Annotated in this window: 15 protein-coding genes and 1 pseudogene; 12 read left to right on the top strand and 4 right to left on the bottom strand. The window is 35.1% G+C overall.

Annotation, left to right across the window (positions count from 1 at the left end):
• Positions 1-51 precede the first annotated feature (51 nt).
• Entirely contained in the window at positions 52-1,395 is a 1,344-nt protein-coding gene (gene gdhA, locus JF259_RS09185) for an NADP-specific glutamate dehydrogenase (protein ID WP_199115017.1), read from the bottom strand.
• A gap of 200 nt (positions 1,396-1,595) precedes the next feature.
• Between gdhA and JF259_RS09180 the strand changes: the two genes are divergently transcribed.
• Together JF259_RS09180 and JF259_RS09175 are read left to right on the top strand one after the other, a co-directional pair.
• A complete protein-coding gene (locus JF259_RS09180; protein WP_199115029.1) occupies positions 1,596-2,426 on the top strand; it encodes a THC0290_0291 family protein in 831 nt (276 codons plus the stop codon).
• Between the two features lie 21 nt (positions 2,427-2,447).
• The gene (locus JF259_RS09175) at positions 2,448-3,161 is read left to right on the top strand and encodes a DUF3298 and DUF4163 domain-containing protein (RefSeq protein ID WP_199115016.1); all 714 of its coding nucleotides are present in this window, start codon (positions 2,448-2,450) and stop codon (positions 3,159-3,161) included.
• Here the strand turns inward: JF259_RS09175 and JF259_RS09170 are convergent.
• Positions 3,141-3,605, bottom strand: coding sequence for a DinB family protein (locus tag JF259_RS09170; protein WP_199115015.1), 465 nt, complete (start codon positions 3,603-3,605; stop codon positions 3,141-3,143). The two genes, JF259_RS09175 and JF259_RS09170, sit on opposite strands and share 21 nt — an antisense overlap.
• Before the next feature lie 168 nt (positions 3,606-3,773).
• Here JF259_RS09170 and JF259_RS09165 point away from each other — a divergent pair, with 168 nt between their 5' ends.
• The 9 genes and pseudogenes from JF259_RS09165 (at position 3,774) to JF259_RS09130 (ending at position 18,695) form a co-directional block, all read left to right on the top strand.
• Positions 3,774-4,130, top strand: coding sequence for an arsenate reductase family protein (locus JF259_RS09165; protein ID WP_199115014.1), 357 nt, complete (start codon positions 3,774-3,776; stop codon positions 4,128-4,130).
• A gap of 33 nt (positions 4,131-4,163) precedes the next feature.
• Positions 4,164-4,505 (top strand): annotated as a pseudogene (locus JF259_RS17695) (CBM96 family carbohydrate-binding protein); the annotation flags it as partial.
• A gap of 75 nt (positions 4,506-4,580) precedes the next feature.
• Positions 4,581-4,853, top strand: coding sequence for a T9SS type A sorting domain-containing protein (locus JF259_RS17690; protein ID WP_262894895.1), 273 nt, complete (start codon positions 4,581-4,583; stop codon positions 4,851-4,853).
• A gap of 331 nt (positions 4,854-5,184) precedes the next feature.
• Positions 5,185-8,109, top strand: coding sequence for a CBM96 family carbohydrate-binding protein (locus tag JF259_RS09155; protein WP_199115012.1), 2,925 nt, complete (start codon positions 5,185-5,187; stop codon positions 8,107-8,109).
• Positions 8,110-8,223: 114 nt separating this feature from the next.
• The gene (locus JF259_RS09150; protein ID WP_199115011.1) at positions 8,224-9,384 is read left to right on the top strand and encodes a hypothetical protein; all 1,161 of its coding nucleotides are present in this window, start codon (positions 8,224-8,226) and stop codon (positions 9,382-9,384) included.
• 304 nt (positions 9,385-9,688) lie between these two features.
• Positions 9,689-13,813, top strand: a complete 4,125-nt coding sequence (locus tag JF259_RS09145; protein ID WP_199115010.1) for a two-component regulator propeller domain-containing protein — start codon at positions 9,689-9,691, stop codon at positions 13,811-13,813.
• Between the two features lie 153 nt (positions 13,814-13,966).
• On the top strand, positions 13,967-15,193 hold the full coding sequence (locus tag JF259_RS09140; protein WP_199115009.1) for a glycoside hydrolase family 88 protein: 1,227 nt from the start codon (positions 13,967-13,969) through the stop codon (positions 15,191-15,193).
• Positions 15,194-15,275: 82 nt separating this feature from the next.
• The gene (locus JF259_RS09135; RefSeq protein ID WP_199115008.1) at positions 15,276-16,976 is read left to right on the top strand and encodes a beta-N-acetylhexosaminidase; all 1,701 of its coding nucleotides are present in this window, start codon (positions 15,276-15,278) and stop codon (positions 16,974-16,976) included.
• An 84-nt stretch (positions 16,977-17,060) separates the two neighbouring features.
• Positions 17,061-18,695 (top strand): alpha-amylase family protein, encoded by a 1,635-nt coding sequence (locus tag JF259_RS09130; RefSeq protein ID WP_199115007.1) that lies wholly within the window; start codon positions 17,061-17,063, stop codon positions 18,693-18,695.
• A 130-nt stretch (positions 18,696-18,825) separates the two neighbouring features.
• On the opposite strand, the gene JF259_RS09125 is transcribed toward JF259_RS09130, so the two are convergent.
• A complete protein-coding gene (locus JF259_RS09125; RefSeq protein WP_199115006.1) occupies positions 18,826-19,308 on the bottom strand; it encodes a monoheme cytochrome C in 483 nt (160 codons plus the stop codon).
• Positions 19,309-19,315: 7 nt separating this feature from the next.
• Complete coding sequence (locus JF259_RS09120) at positions 19,316-20,536, bottom strand: sulfite oxidase (protein WP_199115005.1); 1,221 nt, start codon at positions 20,534-20,536, stop codon at positions 19,316-19,318.
• 471 nt (positions 20,537-21,007) lie between these two features.
• On the opposite strand from JF259_RS09120, the gene JF259_RS09115 reads away from it, so the two are divergent.
• Positions 21,008-21,598 carry a hypothetical protein gene (locus tag JF259_RS09115; RefSeq protein WP_199115004.1) on the top strand — a complete coding sequence of 197 codons (591 nt, stop codon included), beginning with the start codon at positions 21,008-21,010 and terminating at the stop codon, positions 21,596-21,598.
• Positions 21,599-21,695: the final 97 nt, after the last annotated feature.

Genomic DNA, 21,695 nt, shown 5'->3' with positions numbered 1-21,695 from the left:
AAAAAGCTTCCTAAAAAATTAGGAAGCTTAATTAATAAACCAAATAAGGTTCTAGACAATACCTTGTGCTAACATCGCATCGGCTACTTTAACAAATCCTGCAATGTTTGCTCCTTTAACATAGTCTACATAACCATCGTCGTCTTTCCCGTATTGAATACATGTATCATGAATATTAGCCATGATTTCTTTTAACTTAACGTCCACTTCATTTCGAGTCCAGTTAAATCGCAAAGAGTTTTGGGTCATTTCCAAACCAGAAGTTGCCACACCCCCAGCATTTGATGCCTTACCTGGAGCAAACAATATTTTAGCTTTGTGGAATGCCGTTACAGCCTCCTTGGTAGATGGCATATTAGCTCCCTCGCTCACACACATACAACCATTACTTAAAAGCGTATTTGCATCATCTTCATTTAATTCATTTTGAGTAGCGCACGGTAGTGCTACATCACACACAACTTCCCATGGGGTTTTTCCAGAAACAAAAGTGGCATTTGGATATACTTTTACATATTCACTAATACGACCACGCTTTATGTTTTTTAACTCCATAACAAAGGCTAATTTTTCAGCATCGATGCCATCAGCATCGTAAATATATCCAGAAGAGTCTGATAGCGTTAGCACTTTTCCTCCCAATTGAATTACCTTTTCGGCAGCATACTGAGCTACGTTTCCAGATCCAGATATAACTACTCGCTTAGCTTTGAAGCTATCATCTTTTGTGCCAAGCATACTTTCAGCAAAATAAACCGTTCCATAACCTGTAGCCTCAGGCCTAATTAATGACCCTCCCCAAGACATTCCTTTACCTGTTAGAACACCTGTAAATTCATTTCTCAATTTTTTGTACATCCCAAACAAAAAGCCAATTTCTCTGGCTCCAACTCCTATATCGCCTGCAGGAACATCTGTATTATGACCAATATGCCTAAACAACTCACTCATAAACGAATGACAAAAACGCATAATTTCATTATCACTCTTCCCTTTAGGGTCGAAATCACTACCGCCTTTTCCTCCTCCCATTGGCAAGGTTGTTAAACTATTTTTAAAGACTTGCTCAAAGGCTAAGAATTTTAGTATACTCATATTAACCGTAGGATGAAAACGCAATCCTCCTTTGTACGGCCCTATAGCAGAATTCATTTGAACTCGGTAACCTCTATTTACCTGAATCTCTCCAGAGTCATCAACCCAACACACCCTAAATGTTATTGCACGCTCTGGTTCTACCATACGCAATAAAATATTCTTTCCATGATATATATCGTGTTGAACAATATAAGGAATTACTGTTTCTGCTACTTCTTCAACAGCTTGCAAAAACTCTGGTTCGTGACCATTACGCTCTTTAACAAGGTCCATGAACCCTTCTATTATATCTTTCATTTACTTAAAATTTTAATTATTTTATTGATTATGTAATTTTAGAGCACAAATATACGTTATCTTTAAAAATTACATTGTTTTTTTTTGAATTTCGCAATTAAAAATTATAAAAAAATCCTACTTACTTTTTAACCTTTGTTTGTTATTTGAGTTTTTTTATATTTGTTACAATGGATGCCCCTAAAAAGCAACACCTTATTATGCTTAACTTTAATCATTTAGCTATTGCTTTTTGCCTATTCTTAGTTTTCCAAACTGCAAACTCTCAATTAGGATTTTCACACGAAATTGGTGTTATTGCTGGTCCTGTAGAATTTAGGTCTGATTTTGGCAGTCGATTTAGCGAAGCCACTAATCTAGGGAACTCGGGAATAGGTATCGGAATTATTCACTATATAAACTTTGCCTACCGTGCCGATTGTAATTGTTATTCTACCGACACTTATTTTAACGACCACTTTAAACTTAGAAACGAGATTTCTTGGAATTACACTGTACTTGACCACCATGGCGAATGGGTACAACCTAGATATACGTCACCTAATGCAGATAAACTAAGAGCACACCACGGGGTGGCTGAAAATTTTGACATAGGAACACAAATTGAGTATTTTCCTAGAAGCATTCGATCGTTTCAAGCATTTAGTTATTTATTGGCTCCCTATATAAGCTTAGGTATTCACTATACAAGTTCGTCCCCTCAAGGCAGCACTGATTATGGTGATAAAAATATTTTTAACGGTAACAACATATATTCTTATTGGTATCAAGATCCTAGTTTTTTACCCCCAGTACCAGCCGGTGAAACAAGGGAATACCCGATCAACTTAAACCAAAGAGGGGACTGGTCTATGGTTACAAGTGTTGGTGTTCGCTATAAAATAGGAGTCCTGTCTGATTTGTTATTGGATTTAAGATGGCAGTTATATTTTAACGATTGGGTTGATGGCTTTAATCACAAACTAAGCTACAACAAGTTTAATGACTGGCTTATATGGCTTAATGTTGGCTATGTTTACTATTTAGATTAGCTTCCAAAATAAAATATTACCATGTTAAGAAAAACACATCTACTTTTACATTTTCTTATTGTCCTTTACAGTTGTAACAACACCCCCAAAATAGCTTTTAGTGAAACCCGCTTTACAACAAACAATAATACGCTTGTTACAATTAACATTCCGCTAACTGATGATGACCACCCCATTTCCAAACATATAAATTCAATCATAAAAAAAGAAGTTACTTCTGCACTGCAAATAGACTCTCCAAACAACTCTGCTGGATCTATTGAAGACAACATCATAGCTTTCAATAATGCTTTTAACACGTTTAAAAATGAGTTCCCTGAAAGTGCCCAGCAATGGGAAGCTCAAATTGATGGCGATTTAATGTTTCAATCACAAGAGATTATAAGCATCGCTATAACCTCTTATATCAATACTGGGGGTGCGCATGGAAACACCAAAATTTCCTTTTTGAATTTCAATGCCAAAACAGGAGAGACACTCAACAATATTGATTTATTTAAAGACTTGGGGTCTTTTAAGAAAGTAGCAAAGGCTCATTTTAAAAGCACCGTTTTAAATAAGGATATAACTATTGACAGCAAAAACTTCACGCTTCCCAATCAGATTGGTTTTAGTGAAGAAGGACTTATTTTACTTTACAACACATACGAAATAGCCCCATATTCTACTGGAATTATTGAGTTTACGATTCCGTATCACGAAATTGATACTCTTTTAATTTTTAATGGCTCTTAATAACGCCATTACATATCCTAAATGCATCCCTTCATGAAACAGTATAAACTCTAGAGCATTATCAATGTCTGTTAATGTATTACCAGTGGTTGAAACTGTATATTCTTGAAAATTAACAAACTTTTTATCTTTATAATCGGCTTCGGTTTGTTTAACGGTAGCAAACAATAAATCTTTAATTTCATCTACTTCTGCTTGAGAAACCGCTCTTTCAGGCCGCGTTCCTTTCATGTAATTTGCAACAAGCACATCATCAATCATAAGTGGCAATCCCGACAACTTATACGCTAATAATTGTCCTGTTACAACTATATGCCCTATGTTCCAAATAACATTATTATTAAACCCTTTAGGGATCTTATTTAAGTCTTCTAAAGACGTATTCTCTATAAAGTTTTTGAAAAAACGACGCGTATTATTTAATACTTCAAATGTGAAATCCATATTTTATTTTTGCGACAAATATAACTTAAATGCTACAAAAGCACAGTTCTAACATTAAAATACAAAACCCCAATTTATAATACCATTGTTAATCAACAAATGGTATAATTTAAATAAATGTGATTATCTTTCCCTCCATAATATCAGTAATATTGAATTTCAAAGCTTATGAAGAAAGTATACTATCTTAAAACATGCAACACCTGCACCCGGATCTTAAAAGAACTAAATCTATCTTCTGAATTTATTTTGCAGGACATTAAAACCAATCCCATTACTGTAAAGCAGTTAGAAGAAATGCATGCACTTTCTGGGAGTTATGAAGCCCTTTTTAGCAAACGATCCAAGCTATACAAGGAAATGGATTTAAAAAACCAAAAACTAGAGGAACGTGATTATAAACATTATATTTTAGAGCATTATACTTTTTTAAGCCGCCCTGTTATTATCATTGATGACAGCATTTTTATTGGAAACTCGAAAAAAACCGTGGAAGCTGTTAAATCCAAAATCAGCACTATTTAAATAAAATCTTAATTAACAACACCTTACACTTATTTAAAATTTAATCTATCTTCTATTAACAATGAGATTGTGAGCGCTAAACTGCAACTGGTTCCTAAAATAGGAGTAAATCCTGCCAATAATGTAATCCATGATCTAAAATTTGTGTCAGACGATAGTTGGTCTGAGACTACTATTAACTGGAACAACAAACCTTTGTCCAGTACACTTCTAGATAGCCAAATTGTTAGGGAAACCGGTGCGGCAATGTTTTGGGACGTGACCGCACAGGCCGAAAATGAACGTACTGGAGATGGGTACCTTTCCATTCAGTTAAGTACAGTTAGTAATGCTTGGGTGGTTTTTAATTCAAGTGAATCTGCAAGTGGTGTGCCTAAATTAATTTTAGAACTAGCCGAAGCAGGGGCTTCAAATAAGCAATCTTCTACAAAGATATTTACCGAACTTGAAATGTCGAAAGCTGATTTAAAATTGGATATTCCCTCCAATTACTTTGGTTATTTTCCCAATCCGACCAAGGATTATTTGAATTTAAAATGGGGCGAGATTATCAGTTCTTATGCCATAACAGATTTAAGAGGTAGAACAATTAAAACATTGAAAAACATCAACCAAAAAGAAATTTCCATTGATGTTCAAAATATGAAAACAGGAATTTATTTTTTAGAGTTACTTAACAATAGTGCAACAAATAGAAAGGTTGTGAAATTTGTGAAGAAGTAACAACCATTTCGATTCTGTTTAAATAATTTTTAGCAATCGTAAGCAGGAATGCTTACGATTGTTTTTATTACCTGAATACTTAACTTAACTTTTATATATCCTCAAATTATACTCTTTTCAGTCAAAAAAGAATTACTCTCAAGAACTATACGACCTCTGGATAGGATAACGCCCATCAGGGTTTTAGGCTGATTCATACAGTCTTAAGTATTCATTCTCAAAATTTAAATAAATGGATATCCCCCCTATCTTAAAATTAATTTTACCCCCTTTTTTTTCAAATTGCCTTTTTCTTTGTTTTTACTCAAATAACAACAAAATCCACCGATTTATGAAAACAACTTTTACTCCAAAAAATATTTTTATAATGACCTTCATGTTATTCATAAACATTGGCATTTATAAAATTCAAGCACAAACACCACAAATATGGAAACGATATACAGGGGAGATAACAGACCCTAACATTCCCGTACTACCCAATTATTCCTATGCGGGCTATATGAGAGGCGAGTTGGAAATACCCGAAGGGTTTAACGGACGAGTTTATAATGTTACAGATCCTACATATGGAGCGGTTCCAGATGACGAAAATTCAGATCAAGAGGCCATACAGGCCGCCATTAATGCTGCCGAAGCAAATGGTGGTGGGATTGTATTCTTTCCTGCCGGAGAATACTTGGTTAATACAGACCCCAATAATACGTCACCCATTACTATTAATTCCTCAAATATTATATTGAAAGGAAGTGGCTCTATTCCTGGAGGAACTATCATCAACATGAAAAACTATATGCGCTTACCTTCTGGGGCATCGCCTTGGGACAATGCTCCCATGTTTATATTTAACCCTATAAATACACCAGTTGTAAAAAGTACTGAAATAACAAAAGACTCAAAGAGAGGAGATAATTTTATTTATGTAGATAATCCAGTTATTTTCTTGAAGGCTAAGTACTGTCGTTTGGTAATGAGTGCCAACACTGCGGCTAATGAAGAGTATCTAGATGGCAAAACACCTAGAAATGTTTGGACAAGTATTATAAAAAACGGAGTTGCTTTACAAGAAACTCATGAAATTGAGTCTATTGATATTGCTAAAAAGAAGGTGTATTTTAAAGATCCAATAATTGATAATATAAATTCAGCACACCATTGGAAAGCACAAACTTTTACATTACTTGAAAATTGTGGCTTTGAGGATATTCATTTTAAAGCAAACTTTAATGAGTCTTTTAAGCACCATAAAAACTACATCCATAACTATGGTTGGAAAGCTATAAAAATGAGTAGGGTCGCACATTCATGGGTGAGAAGAAGCCGATTTTCAAATGTTAGTAATTCTGTGAAAATTACAGCTTCATCCTATGCATCTTCCTTATTAAATATTCTAGTGGATGGTAATAGTGGTCATGCGTTATCCATTGTAGATGGTGGTTCTTCTCGAATACTTCAAGGACTAATTTGGGATAATACTTCTTCTGGACAGTGGCATGGTGCTGATATGTCTGGAAAAGCCTGTGGGTCAGTAGTTTGGAGAATTGATGCCCAGAAAAAATATGGTATGGATTTGCATGGAAGCATGCCTAGAACGAACTTAATAGATTTGTATACAACAGCATGGGTAAGTGGTGCAGGTGGGCATTTCTCAAACCTCCCCAATCATCTTACTGGACTTACAATGTGGAATACAAAACGAATTAGTGATAATAATACTACTGTAGATCTATGGAGAGATTGTGGGAACAATTATTGCGGATTAGCTATAGTTAATCCTATTATTGTGGGGTATCATGGTAATGGTTCAACTACTTTTGTACAATCTCATGTCAAGTATGAAGAAAGCAATGGAACAAAAGTAAATATTGAATCTTTGTACGAGGCACAACTGGAACATCGCTTAGGTTCTAAACCTACTTGGATAGACATCGCTTTAGATGAATGGAATAAGCTAAAAGAAGATTGGTATGCTACAGATACTTTAGAATTAAAACCTACAGGAGATGCCCACGTAAGAAGTGGAACTTATGGAAATAATAATTATGGTAAGGCTACAAATCTTGAAATAAGAAGGGATGGAGGAAATTATGGAAGAAAAGTGTTTTTGTCTTTTGATTTGTCTGCTGTAAAAAACCTATCAAGTGCAAAATTACGATTGACATCAAATAATTCTGGGGCTTCAAATTACGATTTAAAGTATGTGGAAGATGATAATTGGAACGAATCTACCATTAATTGGAATAACAAGCCTTCCGCCTCTTTTTCTTTGGGTACTCAGTCTGGAGGGACAGGTGGTATGGAATGGGATATTACTCGTCAAGTACAAAGTGAAATTAAGAAAGATGGAATTCTGTCTTTAGAATTGAGCGCAATAAACTGGGGAGTTTACAGCAGTGTTTTTTCTAAGGAATATTGGAAGCAAACTTCAAGGCCTACTTTAATAATTAAAGTAGCCGATGAGGAATTAATTTCTATTGATGACGCTTACGTACGTTCCGGAAGTTATGCAGATAATAATTATAACAATACAAACCTTGAAGTTAAAAATGATGTGGTAGGATTCGAAAGGGAGACTTATTTAAAATTTAATATATCTTCCTTCGATAGAAAAATAGTGAGTGCAAAGCTACAATTAGTACCTAAGTTAGGGGCAAATCCAGAGAATAATGTGACTCATGATGTGAAATTTGTTGCACATGATAACTGGTCTGAAACGAATCTTACATGGAATAATAAACCTATTTCAAGTACGCTTTTGGATAGCAAGGTTGTGCAAAATACAGGAAATATAGTTACTTGGGATATTACAGACCAGGCAGAAATTGAGCGTTTGGGAGATGGTTATCTTTCCGTTCAGTTAAGCTCAAATAATAATGCTTATATAAATTATAACTCTAGTGAGTCAGGAGGTTACAAACCTAAATTGCTATTAAAATTTGCCAATCAAATTATAGAAGCCCCTATAAATGAAATTTCTGTTCCTAAAGGAATAGAAACAGCACAAACGCTTACTAATGTTGATCTTTTCAGTCTTTTTCCTAACCCAACAACAAATTATGTGAATATACAATGGGGAGAAATAATTAGTTCTTATGTTGTTTCAGACTTAAATGGAGTGATAAAGAAAAGCGGCACAGGGTCGAATTCAGAGGAAATGACTATTGATGTTCAAGGTCTGGACAAAGGCATTTTTATTATTGAATTATACAATAACAATACCGGTAACAGGTCTGTTTCAAAGTTTGTGAAAGAATAAACAATTCCCTTAAAATAGATGAGTTACGTTGGTTAATTGCAAATAACTACCAGCAAAATAAAAACTTCTTGTGCATGTTAAATTGTAAAGCTTAGTTTAAAAATGATAAATGAAATGAACGTTAGTTTAAATACAAAAAAGTTACCGCTATATTTTGGTTTGTTAATTGTCACAATTTTATTTGTTAATTGCTCTGGTGATAATCAAGTTGAAGAACAACCAGAAGAAATAATTGAAGAAGAAGTATTAGTCGATGATGGCAAAGCCCTAATTGAAAGTCTCGTTGCCGAATTTACCAAAGCAGGTGTTAATGGAGGTATTCCAAGTGATTTACAGGTTGTAAAAACCTTAACACAAGATGATGATATTCAAACAGCAATAGATGAAGTTGCAGCTACAGGGGGAGGGGTGATAGTGTTAAAATCTGGGCAATATCCGTTATATGCTACTTTAAACCTTAAAAGCAATGTTGTTTTACGTGGAGAAAACAAAGATGATGTCGTTATTAATTCCCTAATAAGGGCCTATTGGAGTGAAGGCAAAAAAAACACCATAAAATTTGATGCCGTCTCTTATGCGGGCTTAGAAAATTTAACCATTAACTACAAAGTAGAGGGTTTTGAACCCAAAGACCGGGAAACATGGTTAACCGGCGGCTGGTGCGGAGAGTGTTTTCAAAACAATCCTGATGGACTAACCGATCTATATGTAAGGCAGGTACAATTAACGGCGTCTGCCAAAAACTGCTGGGTTACTAATTGTAAAATATTAAATTCAGGAACAGATCCTATTTTGGTTGCAGGAGAACATAATACGCTTAAAGGTAATTATATAGATAGGTGTTTCAATAAAGGCGGTTCTGGTAATGGGTACTATGATATAAGGGGGAAGTACAATTTAATTATGAATGAAACTGTAAAGAGAATTAGGCATTTAGCTATACAGCAAGGGGCGACTTATAATGTTATAACGGAATGCTATATAGAAGGCGATGTAAATTTTCACAATGGAGATAAAGGCAAGAATCTTGTGGAGAACACTAAAATCTATCTTCCTACTTGGCACGGTTGGGACATATTTGGAACAGGGGGTGCAGAATATGGACATAAACCACCGGGAGATGACAATATTCTGGTAAACAATATTACAAATTATAAAAATCAGGGTCCTAGGTATGCCAATCCTAATACTATTTATTCATTTAAAGGATTTGGAAAGCCTGTCATTACCACTTATACTTTACCTGAATCTGGAAAGTTTTATTGGAAGATATAAAGGAATAATACAAGTTAGTTTAGGCAAACCATTTGATTTCCTCTATTTTGTTACATTAAAATGAAATTAGGTCACCCTTAGGAAGGAGAATATAAAGAGGAACAAACAAAGAGTAGGCTTTTGGAAATTAGCCTGCTCTTTGTTCGCTGTATAATAAAGGGGTTTGAAATAAAAATTGGAATGGTTTTTAAACGCTTTTAAGGCCCCGTCTCCATTTTATTAAGCTATTCCATAATTCTTTTTCTTATACTTTAGAGGTTTAATATGTTATAATTTTGATTATATTATCCTATATAAATGATATATGAAAACTGTCTTTAAAATAGCATTAACGTTTTTATACATTAGCCTAAGTTTTGGACAGGAAGAGCACAGTCTATATTCAAAATTAAATTTCAAGCACTTTTCAACACAAGATGGGCTCTCTCAACGCTCTGTTGTTTCTATATTACAAGACTATCAAGGTTACATATGGTTTGGAACAAGGTATGGACTGAACAAATTTGACGGACAAATATTTAAAAATTACTACTCAAGTTCTACAGACCCTAATAGTTTAAGTAATAATAGAATTTTTTCAATAATTGAAGATCGTGAAAAAAATATTTGGGTTGGAACAAAAAACGGGTTGAATAAATATATTCCTGCTCAAGATAGTTTTGAAAGGGTTTTTTTAGACAAAGACAAAGAGATTCCTTATGATATAGAAATTATAGATATAAAGGAAGGTAAGGGACCCTTTTTATGGATTGCAACCAGTAATGGATTGCATCGTTTTAATACGAAAACATATCGCGTATTAAAATTTAAACACAATAAGCATGTTCCATCAAGTATTAGTTCTAATCAAACCAATGCCTTAGTACTGACCAAAAATTCTGAATTATGGATTTGTACCTCGAAAAGTATAGACAAGTATGAACCTAAAATAAATACATTTATACATTTTTCATATCCTGAAAATGCTTCACCAAGTGTTACCAAAAGTAATACAACAACCTTATATGGAGATTCAGACAACAATATATGGCTTGGTTATGAAAATGGCTTGGCGCTTTTTGATAAAAAAGATCAGGTTTTTAAAGATTTTAAACTGACTTCAGAAACAGAGAAAGTTATTTCTAGTGCAGTTCGTGCCATTTATGAAGATCAATTTAAAAATTTATGGATAGGCACTTACAATGGTGTATATTATTTAAACAAAAGCACACAACGCATTTACCATTATACGCATGATAAAAAAAATCAGAATAGTTTAAGTGATAATTCCATTTATAAAATCTTTGAGGATGCCAAAGGAGATTTATGGGTAGGTACTTGGGCAGGGGGCGTAAACTATCTCGACAAGCATTCCAATGCTTTTTCATCTTATGCAGAAGACATCTACCAATTATCTCTAAACAATAATATTGTAAGCTCCATAGTTGAAAACCAGAATAACGATCTGTGGATAGGAACTGAAGGCGGGGGCATCAATGTTTATAATCAAACAACGGGGAAATTCTCGTATTACATGCACGACCTCAAAAACCCTAACAGTTTAAGTGGAAACAATGTTAAGGCTATCCTTAAAGATAGTGATGGCAATTTTTGGATAGGTACCCATGCCGATGGACTTAATAAGATAACTTTAAAAAGCTCTAGTTTAAACTATAAAAGATTTAAAAGCATTCCTGGAGATACAACTAGTTTAAGCGATAACAAAATAACCTGTTTGGCAGAAGACTATTTACATAATATATGGATAGGGACTAATAGCGAAGGCTTAACTGTATTTAATAAAAAGACACTTGCTTTTTCTCGAGTTAAGGACCCCGATACCCTAATAGGGACTTTTATCCATACCATATCTAAAACTTATTTAAACAATAAACTTTGGGTTGGAAGTGATAATGGTCTTTTTAAGGTTGATATCAATTCCAGACAGATACTTCCTATCAAATTTCAAGAAACAACGAATAGAGCTTATATAGCAAAAATTGTTATTAGTGTATATCAGGAATCCTCCAATATACTTTGGATAGGTACTGAAGGCGATGGATTGTACAAATATAACCTGAGCACCCAAGAAAGTCAACGGTTTGGTATACATCAAGGACTTCCGGATGAAGTTATCTATGCGATTCAACCCGATGATAATAATAGTATCTGGGTGAGTACTAATAATGGCCTCAGTAAAATAGATCTAAGAACAAATCAAATTAAAAATTTCAGTGAATCGGATGGCCTTCAGGGAAAGGAATTTAACTATGGGGCGTCCAACAAAACCAAAAGAGGAGAGCTGATCTTTGGAGGCACTAACGGATTTACTATTTTCAACCCTAATGAAACTACTCAAGATTCATTTATTCCTCCTATAGTCATTCGTACCATTAGTGTTAGCAATAAACCGTATCTTAATGTAACAGATTCTATCCAGACGGTAACATTAACCCACAAACAAAACGATGTTAGCTTTGACTTTGTGGCCTTGGGATTTTCCAAACCAAATAAAACCCAATATGCTTATAAATTGGAAGGGTTTGATGAGCACTGGAATACGGTTGAAAATAAATCAACTGCTACATATACTAATTTAGAACACGGTGATTATGAGTTTAAAGTAAAGGCCGCAAACAGTGATGGCCTTTGGAATAAAAAGCCTGCATCAATAAAATTAAAGATAAGGCCTCCACTATGGAAAACCTGGCAGGCTTATGTGCTTTATACTGTACTGGTTTTAATCTTAATATTTATTACCAGAAAAATTCTGCTTACCAGGCTTGCGGAACGAAATGCCTTAAAGGAAGCAAGGCTGGAAAAAGCCAAAATGGAAGAATTGAACAAACTTAAATTACAGTTGTTTACTAATATTTCCCATGACTTTAGGACTCCTCTTACTTTAATTGTGGGGCCTTTAAAACGATTAATGGATAATACAAAAGAAAATAATTACGTCCAATCACAATTGGAAGGCATTTATAGAAATACTAATATTTTATTACAATTAATTAACCAACTACTGGATTTCAGGAAAGCAGAAAGCGGCAAATTAAAAATGCACTTCTCAAAACATAACATGGTGCCATTTCTTGAAGATATTAAATTGTCATTTAACGAATTAGCCGCAGAAAAAGACATTCACTATAGTTTTACGTACGCAACACCTACATTAGAGATTTGGTTTGATAAGATAGAAATAAAAAAAGCATTGCTCAATATCTTATCCAATGCGTTTAAATTTACGCCTGTTCATGGTATTATATCAATGCACCTGTCAGAAGATAATGATTCTAACATGATCAAACTGGAAATTCACGACAGTGGCAAAGGCATTCCAGAAAAGGATCTTCCATTTATTTTCGATAGGTATTTTCAATTGGGGCAGCATAGTGAATTACGATCGGGTACCGGGGTAGGCCTCACGGTGGCCAAAGATATTATCGATCTGCACCAAGGAACCATAAATGTTAGTAGCCAGATGGGAAAAGGCACTTGTTTTACCATTTTTTTGCCCATGGGTAGCGACCATATAAAATCAGAGGATAGGGTTATAGAAGATGAAGCTACTATAAATGGAGATACATTGGATTATTATGCGCCGTTATTCACTACTTCCGAATGGATAAAAAAAGATGCTAAGAAAGATGAAATAGAATTTAATAACGACTTACCTTCAGTTTTAATAGTTGAAGATAATGCAGAAGTAAGAGCTCTTGTAGTAAGTATTTTTACAAATGAATTTAACGTATTTGAAGCGAAGAATGGAAGAAAAGGAATAAAGGTGGCCCAACTTCACCCCATAGATATTATTATAAGTGATATCATGATGCCAAAAATGGACGGCATCGAATTTTGTAACGCCATCAAGACCGATATATTGACCAGTCATATTCCGGTCATCCTATTAACGGCCAGAACTTCTGCCAAAATTCAAAAAACGGGTTACGAAACAGGTGCCGATGCGTATATTTCGAAACCATTCGATCCAGAATTATTAAAATTGCAGGTAGAGAACTTATTGAAATCCAGGTTAAACCTTATCGAGAAATTCAAAAAGGATTTTATACTGGAACCAAAGGAACTAAATTTAGTGTCTACGGACGAAATTTTCTTAAAAAAAGCAATGGATATTGTTGAGGAAAATTTTTCAGATCCGCAATTCATGGCCGTCACCTTTGCGAAAAAAATGCACATGAGCCAATCGGTTCTGTATAAAAAGTTAAAAGCACTTACAGGACAGACCATTTCAGAATTTATAAGAGCTGTTAAATTTAAAAAAGCCGGTCAATTACTTTCCAGGACCGATATGAGTGTTGCCGATGTAGCTTACCAAATTGGGTTCAATGACTTAAAATATTTTAGAAAATGTTTTAAAGAAACATTTAACCAAACACCTTCACAATACAGAAAAGAAAATCCGTCAGAAAACACAAATTCTGAAATATAAACTTCACAAAAATCACATACCACTGTAATCCTGCCATTTAACCTTTTAGACAGCAGAATATCCCCCCTAAAACAAACCTTAAATTCATCCTCAAAAATGCAAATCATACCGATCTTGCATTCAAAATTTTGCCAACCATAATTATTGCCTTTAATGTCCGTTGTAAAGTATTGCATTCTTATTTCTCTGTTAACAGCTTTTGTTTATAGTTTAACCCAAAAAAACGAATCTAAAAACAAAAATCTGCACCGCGATGTTATGGATGTGACTCCTATACTTGAAAAAGCAGAAAAGCAATTAATCTTACAAAAGTTAAGTGCCGAAAAAATTAACAGAATTCCAAGAACCGTTACAGAAACCGGTGAAATCCACTGGGCCAATTCCGATTTCGATTGGACCGAAGGCTTTTTCCCGGGAAGTTGCTGGTTTATATATGAGTCCACAAAAAATGAAGATTGGAAAGTTGCTGCCGAAAAATTTCAGGATTTGTTTGAAACTCATAAGTATATTACAACTAACCATGATTTAGGTTTTGTCTTTAATTGTTCATTCGGTAACGGCTATAGGCTTACCGAAAATGAAGTTTTCAAGCAAGTTCTGATAGAAGCAGCAAACTCGTTGTCCACTCGTTTTAATTCCTCTGTAGGGTGTTTAAAGAGCTGGGATGTTAATAATGGATGGCAATCCAAAAGAAATTGGAAGTTTCCTGTCATCATAGATAACATGATGAATTTAGAGCTTTTGTTTAAAGTAAGTGAAATAACAGGAAATCCTAAGTACAAGAAAATTGCAATAACTCATGCTAATACAACTTTAGCCAATCACTTTAGAGAAAATAACAGTTCGTATCATGTTGTGGATTACGATCCGAAAACAGGAGATGTTAGAAGTAGGCAAACAGCCCAAGGTTTTGCCGATGGAAGTTCTTGGGCAAGAGGACAGGCCTGGGGGCTTTATGGCTATACGGTTTGTTATAGATATACAAAAGACATGACCTATTTAGAGCAAGCCCAAAAAATAGCTAAATATATTTTGCATAATAATGCCATTCCAAAAGATGGAATCCCATTTTGGGACTATGATGCCGATAATATTCCTAATGAACCAAGAGATGTTTCGGCAGCAGCCATAACCTTATCGGCATTAATAGAGCTTGACGAATATACGTCACAATCTTATTTACCTACAATTAACAAGCTCATCAAATCACTTGCTTCAAATGATTATACATCTCCAATAGGTGAAAACCAAAATTTCATATTAATGCATTCGGTAGGCAGTATTCCCCATAATGCTGAAATAGATGTGCCTCTTAATTATGCCGATTACTATTATTTGGAGGCCTTAGTGAGATACCAAAATCGATATCACATTAATTAACTTAAATTTTATTGAGAATTAGAAGAAAAACCTTTGACATAATGAAGGTTGAAATGTGAGATGAATAAATAAAAAAATAAAAATGAAGATTAAATTATTTACGATAGTATTAAGTGTTTTAATATGTTCATGCACCAATAAGTATGCAGAAATTATCAACGTAGAAAGTGATTATCAAATTACACCTAAACCTGTATCCCAAAAGATATTAAAAGGTAGGTTTTTGGTTGATGGAGATGCCAAAATTACTTATGATGAAAGTTTAGAGAATGAAGCGGGCTATTTATCTGAAATTTTAGGTTTGGCAATTGGGAAAAAAGTACCGATCAATTCACACGGGAAGGACGGTAATATAATGTTAAAGTTAGATGATCAAATTTCTAATGACGAAGGCTATGGACTGACTGTAAACTATGATGGAATTACAATTTCAGGAAAATCTGCCACAGGGGTATTTTATGGCATTCAAACCTTAAAACAGTTAATGCCTTCTACTATAGAAAAAGAAGAGATCCTAGAAGAAGCACTTACCATTCCGGCAGTTAATATTACAGATAGTCCCAGGTATAAATATAGAGGAATGCATTTAGATGTGGCGCGTCATTTTTTTCCAGTGTCCTACATTAAAAAGTATATCGATTTAATCGCTATGCATAAAATGAATACATTTCATTGGCATTTAACAGAAGATCAGGGATGGCGTATAGAAATAAAGAAATATCCAAAACTTACTGAAGTTGGAGCATGGAGAAATGGCACCATCATAGGGCATAGCCCGGGCACAGGTAACGATCAAAAAAAATACGGTGGTTTTTATACGCAAGAGGAGGTGAAAGATATTGTAGAATATGCGGCGAGTAAGCACATTACAGTCATTCCGGAAATTGAAATGCCGGGACATAGTGGGGCCGCTATTGCAGCTTACCCCTATTTAAGTTGTTTTCCGGAAGAGCCTACAGACAAAAACTATGATATGTTATCCGACAAAAGTAAGGCACTTCAAAAAGAAGGAACCCCAAAGGTCGTATACGAAACCTGGGGAATAATTCGAGATGTTTATTGTGCAGGAAATGAAGAAACGTTTACGTTTTTAGAAGATGTTTTATCCGAAGTTATGACGTTGTTCCCATCGTCATATATTCATATTGGAGGCGATGAATGCCCTAAGGAAAACTGGAAGCGCTGTCCAAACTGTCAAAAAAGGATAACATCTCTTGGTTTAAAAGATGAACACGGACTGCAAAGTTATTTCATCCAGAGAATGGAACGTTTTATAAATTCCAAAGGGAAAAAAATTATTGGCTGGGATGAAATCTTGGAAGGCGGATTGGCTCCCAATGCCACTGTGATGTCCTGGAGAGGAGAAAAAGGAGGGATTGAAGCCGCCAAACAACACCATAATGTTATTATGACGCCCTCTCACTCTTGCTATTTTGATCATTATCAATATGAGGATAAAGATAGTGAGCCTTTGGCAATAGGAGGTTTGACCACGGTAAAGGATGTTTATGCCTATAACCCTGCGCCTAGTGAATTATCCCAAGAAGAGCAAAACTATATTCTAGGGGCCCAAGGCAATGTATGGACAGAGTATATCGGTACCGAAGATTATCTGGAATATATGGTCTTACCAAGAATGACGGCACTTGCAGAGGTGGTTTGGACTCCCCAAAGTTTACGTAATTGGGATGATTTTAAATGGCGATTACCTAATTTAATCGAGCGCTATAAAGCTTTAAATTTTCATTATGCCAGGCATTTTTTAGATGCAGAACAAAAATAGTGTTCAATGAATTAAGGATTTTAGAATAGAAAATAAATAATAACTAACTTACCCCCTTAGATATAAACAAATAAAAGCAACCGCATGATAAAGAAAACCATTTTCACTCTATTTGCAGTAGCAATTATTCTTGGATGTAGCAATAAGAATGAAGTTCAAAGCCTTGTACCAACCAGCGTCGGATCTTCCCCAAATTACTGGTGCACATGGTACTGGCAAAACTATCTTATTTTAAAAGGGAAAGAAGTGACCAACCCTGACGCTAGAACTGTTTACACAAATGAGGCAGCTCGTGAAGGTGTCAATGAGGAAACCATTTTTGGCCAGGATGGTATGGCAAAAGTAATGTTACCAAGAACAAGAAGCGATTACTATTTTGTGATAGATCATGGTTGGCAAGATAAACGTATTAAGGACAATACTTTTTTTACCTTAATAATGGATACTCTTGATTTTCCAAGATATGCCTATCTAGAGCCCAAAGAACGCATTAAGCAAATGAATTCAGACATTAAAGCTTTAGGATGGAAGGGATTAGGTTTATGGGTAAGAGGAAACCCTACAGAAAATGAAATGAGGAAATTTGTTGAATGGAGTAAATATGCTGGTATTGAATACTGGAAAATAGATGGAGGGGATACACAACATTTTTATGCATCGAAAATAAAAAATGATATATATCCTCAATTGACTCTGGAGCATATTACAGGGGCCGGACCTGTAAACCCCAAATGGGATATACCAAACCTATCTTTATATCCTTCTGTTTATAGTAGTAAAGAAATGGTTTCACAAGATCTAGATGCATCACTTGACAGTAAGACCCAAAAAGTTGAACAGTCTTTGGAAACGATAAAAAACACAGATGTTTTTAGAACATATGACGCCGCACCATTATTGGTAAGCACAACTACAATGCAGCGTATTCATGATATATTGGTACAAACGGCTGGAAAACCAGAATACAAGGCTTTGCTTAATATTCAGGATGATTGTAATGTAGCGGCAGCACTGGGATTGGTGGTAGCTGTTAAAAGACACCCCATGAATACTCCTCGAATGTATAAGGGGAAAGATTTTCATTTACAGATTTCGGGAGACAGACATGTAGACAAACGTCTTAATGAAATGGATCGTTTTGCATTGTGGCAGAGAATTGCGCCTCCTATGCCTGCAGGCTATGGTTCCTATCAGTTTTCAAAACACAATCTCATTGACAGCATTGTTTTTCATAAAAATGATACATGGTATAAAGCAGCACATGGAAAAATGGTTCGACAAAGTGCTCCTGCAATAATGACTCGAAACATGCCATTACCAAAGGTTGAATATAAAAATTTAGCCCCCTATGTTATGGCTTCAAAATTTCCCAATGGTGCGGTTGCTATAGCTACAGAGGGAAGAGTTACTCCAGAAAACAGCTGGGTACATCCTAAAGCAAAAATAGAATTAAAGGAACTGGAAATAAATAAACCCATTGGCATATTTGGTTATTATGAGGATTTAACGCTTAATTTTAAAACGGAGTTATCTAATGATATCAAAATTTTAGGGCAAGATTTGCTATCTCATAAAGCTATTGATATTTCTAACAAGGTTCATATAGACCATAACAAGATTATTCTATCCGGCGATTTAATTGAAGAATTGGGGACCATGGCAGGAGAGAAAGGAGACAAATCTGTGCCAGGCATGGTTATAAAGATAATATCTAATTAAAGAGATTTGTATCTGGCGATTACCTAATTTAATTGTCTAACTAATTTATTGAAATTGTCAGATTAAGTCTTAACTGTTACAAGTTATAAAACCTTGGAGCATTACCTGAAAAAAGCAGAAAAAAGATAGGTCATTTATCCTTAAGGTCATACCATTCAATATTGTTTAAAAGCTCCCGTCTTCCTTTATTCTCCGGAGCATAATGTGTTGCAAGATAATCCACAATAACGGCTTCGTTAGCTCCTAAATCCCATAAATTCTGTGTTTCCTGCATCCAACGAATAATACCTATCCACCCCTCTCTAGTCGCTCTGTTTTGTGTTACCAACTTAGCCGAATGACATGGCGTACAATTAATAACAACCTGCTCTAAGCCATTAGCATCAACAAAACCAGTTGGCTCATGAATTCCATTTTTTATATCATTCTTGCCAATAACCTCTAAATTTTCAATAGGCTCGTAAACAATATCCTGGTCCGTTTCAGTAATTAAAAATGAAGGATACAACATTTCGTAAACCAATCCGCCAGCTATAATCAACAATAACCCGAAAAAAAGAGATAAAACCACATAAGTACGCTTTACAATTTTCTTAAACTCCTCGTAGTGCATCCCTCTACTATTTAATTTTTACGGCAATTCTATGACAGGCATTATTTAAATATCCTTTAGGATTCCATCCCGGCACCAACATAGGTTGGCAGACACCTTTTTCATCTGTTGCTCTAGCCCATACTTCGTAATATCCTTTTTGAGGAAACTCTACAGAAGCCCTAAAATGTTGCCAAGCCAAACGGTTAGTAGGCCTATCTAAAGCACAGGTCTTCCATGTCGCTCCAAAATCTATGGAATATTCCATCTTTGCCACTTCCAATTCACCTGCCCAGGCATGGCCTCTAATTTCAAGTTTACTACCCGCTTCTATCATCGCTCCTGTTTTGGGGTATGTGATTAAAGATTTAACCGGCATACTTTCAATAATACACATATCGCTCTCCTTAACCTTTTCTCCCGGGGCTACGGCATGACAAGGCACACTATATGATGGTGCTTTCATTTTGGCTCCATCATGAATTTTATTTCTAATACTAATTCTATTTAACCACTTTCCTGAAGCTGATGCCGGCCAACCTCCCGCAATTAATCGTAACGGATACCCATGAGCTAATGGGATATCCTTATCATTCATTTTAAAAGCTAATAAAGTTTCATTCTGTAATGCTTTATACATGGGCACGCCTCTAGAAATCGCTTCTTTATTTGGGTCTTTACTTAAATGTACATCCGCACCGTGGTATCCAATATAAACAGCATCTTCTTTAACGCCCACATCTTCGAGTATATCCCTTAACCTAACCCCCGTCCATTTAGCACAGGAAACAGCACCTACTGTCCATTGGTTCCCTTTTGCTGGCGGATTAAACTCACTCCTACCATTGCCCCCACACTCAAGTGTTAATTGGTAAGAATACTGCTTAAACTTCGTTTTTAATTCTTGCAAACTATATGTTCTAGGCTTTACAACAGATTCCCCATCAATGACCAACTCCCAATTAGAAACATCTATACTCTGTGGAATTAAACCATTGTTCCTAACAAACATATACTTATTGGGAGTGATTTTATCATCCAACAAATGGGCTTTAGCCTCAATATTCCAGGGCTTATTGTTTAACACCGTCATTTCAGGATCTATCCCAAATAATTTATATGGGTTGCCAGGTTCTTTAACAAGTGGTATATAATTTTCTGGTAAGGTGGACGAAAACACAATGTCCAAACCAACAACCGATGCCGCTGTAGCCAACCCGGCTTCTTTTATAAACTTCCTTCTATCCATTAAAATATCAATTAAGAATCATTAGACGAATATAAGTATATCTGTATTAAAATCTTAATTGATAGGTCTTAACCTATTCCCTCAATCCTTCAAACTAAAAAGATAAACCTAAAATATTGTATATTTATAATAATTACCAAAATTCAAGTTACCGATATTACCCCTCCTCATTTAAGGAGGCGAAGGCAAAAAACTAGATAAACACTTACTATCAAAGTAGTATGAAAATGCCCCTATAACAAATCTCAATAGCAACCGCAATGTTTAATGGCGAATTATATCTAGCCATTCAATAGGCAAATTTGACTAATAAAAACAAACACATGAAACGAACATTAAGAAATTTTAAAAATTACTTCACAAAAGGAAATGTTTAAAATTTTTAATGAGAGAACGAGTGTAAGCAGTGGTCGCACACGTTCTTAATTTTATAATTACAACAAAATCAATTAATTACTAAAATTTAAACGTGTGAAACTTAAATTTATAATTCCATTATTACTTTTACCGTTTTGTATCGTATCCCAAACAAACATTCCGTCTAAGGAATGGCAAGTAAAAACAGCTGTTTTGGGAATAGCAGAGGAATTTCGCGAAGGCGCAAAAGTTTACGGCTACGATTCCCACGGAAACTTTATGGTGCTTAAGAAAGGGACAAACCAATATGTTTGCCTTGCAGACGATCCCAACAAAGAAGGTTTCGAAATTGCCGCTTACCATAAGGATTTAGATTTATTCATGGCAAGAGGGCGTGAACTAAAAAGGCAAGGAAAGAAATTTCAAGAAATTTTTGATATCAGAGAAAATGAAGTTAAGAATGGAAGCCTAAAAATACCTTATTGCTCCACATTGATTGTACTAAATGGAAATGTAAACCAAGTAACAAAAGAAATAGAAAATCAACATGTTAGGTACGTTGTCTACATCCCGTACGCAACCACCGAAACCACAGGTATACCAACCGTTCCTCATGCTGCCGGCCACCCTTGGATTATGGATCCTGGAACCCATAGAGCTCACATAATGATTACACCTACCTATTCCGAAACGAGTGAAGATTGAAACAAACAAGAATTGGCAACAAAACAATTGATCTTATCCAAAATAAATTCAACCTTTAACTTAGCAAATCCACCAAGATTCCCTTCGGTCACACTCA

This window comes from Snuella sedimenti (genome assembly GCF_016428595.1).
In the GTDB taxonomy this organism is placed as follows: Bacteria; Bacteroidota; Bacteroidia; order Flavobacteriales; family Flavobacteriaceae; genus Snuella; species Snuella sedimenti.
Note: the sequence above shows the minus strand (reverse complement) of the source record. Positions and strands in the feature narration are given on the sequence as shown.

Coding starts and splice junctions, on each gene's coding strand:
- JF259_RS09145 (WP_199115010.1), top strand. CDS start 9,689: ATGAAAACTGTCTTTAAAATAGCATTAACGTTTTTATACATTAGCCTA.
- JF259_RS09165 (WP_199115014.1), top strand. CDS start 3,774: ATGAAGAAAGTATACTATCTTAAAACATGCAACACCTGCACCCGGATC.
- JF259_RS09140 (WP_199115009.1), top strand. CDS start 13,967: ATGTCCGTTGTAAAGTATTGCATTCTTATTTCTCTGTTAACAGCTTTT.
- JF259_RS09135 (WP_199115008.1), top strand. CDS start 15,276: ATGAAGATTAAATTATTTACGATAGTATTAAGTGTTTTAATATGTTCA.
- JF259_RS09125 (WP_199115006.1), bottom strand. CDS start 19,308: ATGCACTACGAGGAGTTTAAGAAAATTGTAAAGCGTACTTATGTGGTT.
- JF259_RS09120 (WP_199115005.1), bottom strand. CDS start 20,536: ATGGATAGAAGGAAGTTTATAAAAGAAGCCGGGTTGGCTACAGCGGCA.
- JF259_RS09175 (WP_199115016.1), top strand. CDS start 2,448: ATGTTAAGAAAAACACATCTACTTTTACATTTTCTTATTGTCCTTTAC.
- JF259_RS09130 (WP_199115007.1), top strand. CDS start 17,061: ATGATAAAGAAAACCATTTTCACTCTATTTGCAGTAGCAATTATTCTT.
- JF259_RS09180 (WP_199115029.1), top strand. CDS start 1,596: ATGCTTAACTTTAATCATTTAGCTATTGCTTTTTGCCTATTCTTAGTT.
- JF259_RS09155 (WP_199115012.1), top strand. CDS start 5,185: ATGAAAACAACTTTTACTCCAAAAAATATTTTTATAATGACCTTCATG.
- JF259_RS09150 (WP_199115011.1), top strand. CDS start 8,224: ATGAACGTTAGTTTAAATACAAAAAAGTTACCGCTATATTTTGGTTTG.
- JF259_RS09170 (WP_199115015.1), bottom strand. CDS start 3,605: ATGGATTTCACATTTGAAGTATTAAATAATACGCGTCGTTTTTTCAAA.
- gdhA (WP_199115017.1), bottom strand. CDS start 1,395: ATGAAAGATATAATAGAAGGGTTCATGGACCTTGTTAAAGAGCGTAAT.
- JF259_RS17690 (WP_262894895.1), top strand. CDS start 4,581: ATGTCGAAAGCTGATTTAAAATTGGATATTCCCTCCAATTACTTTGGT.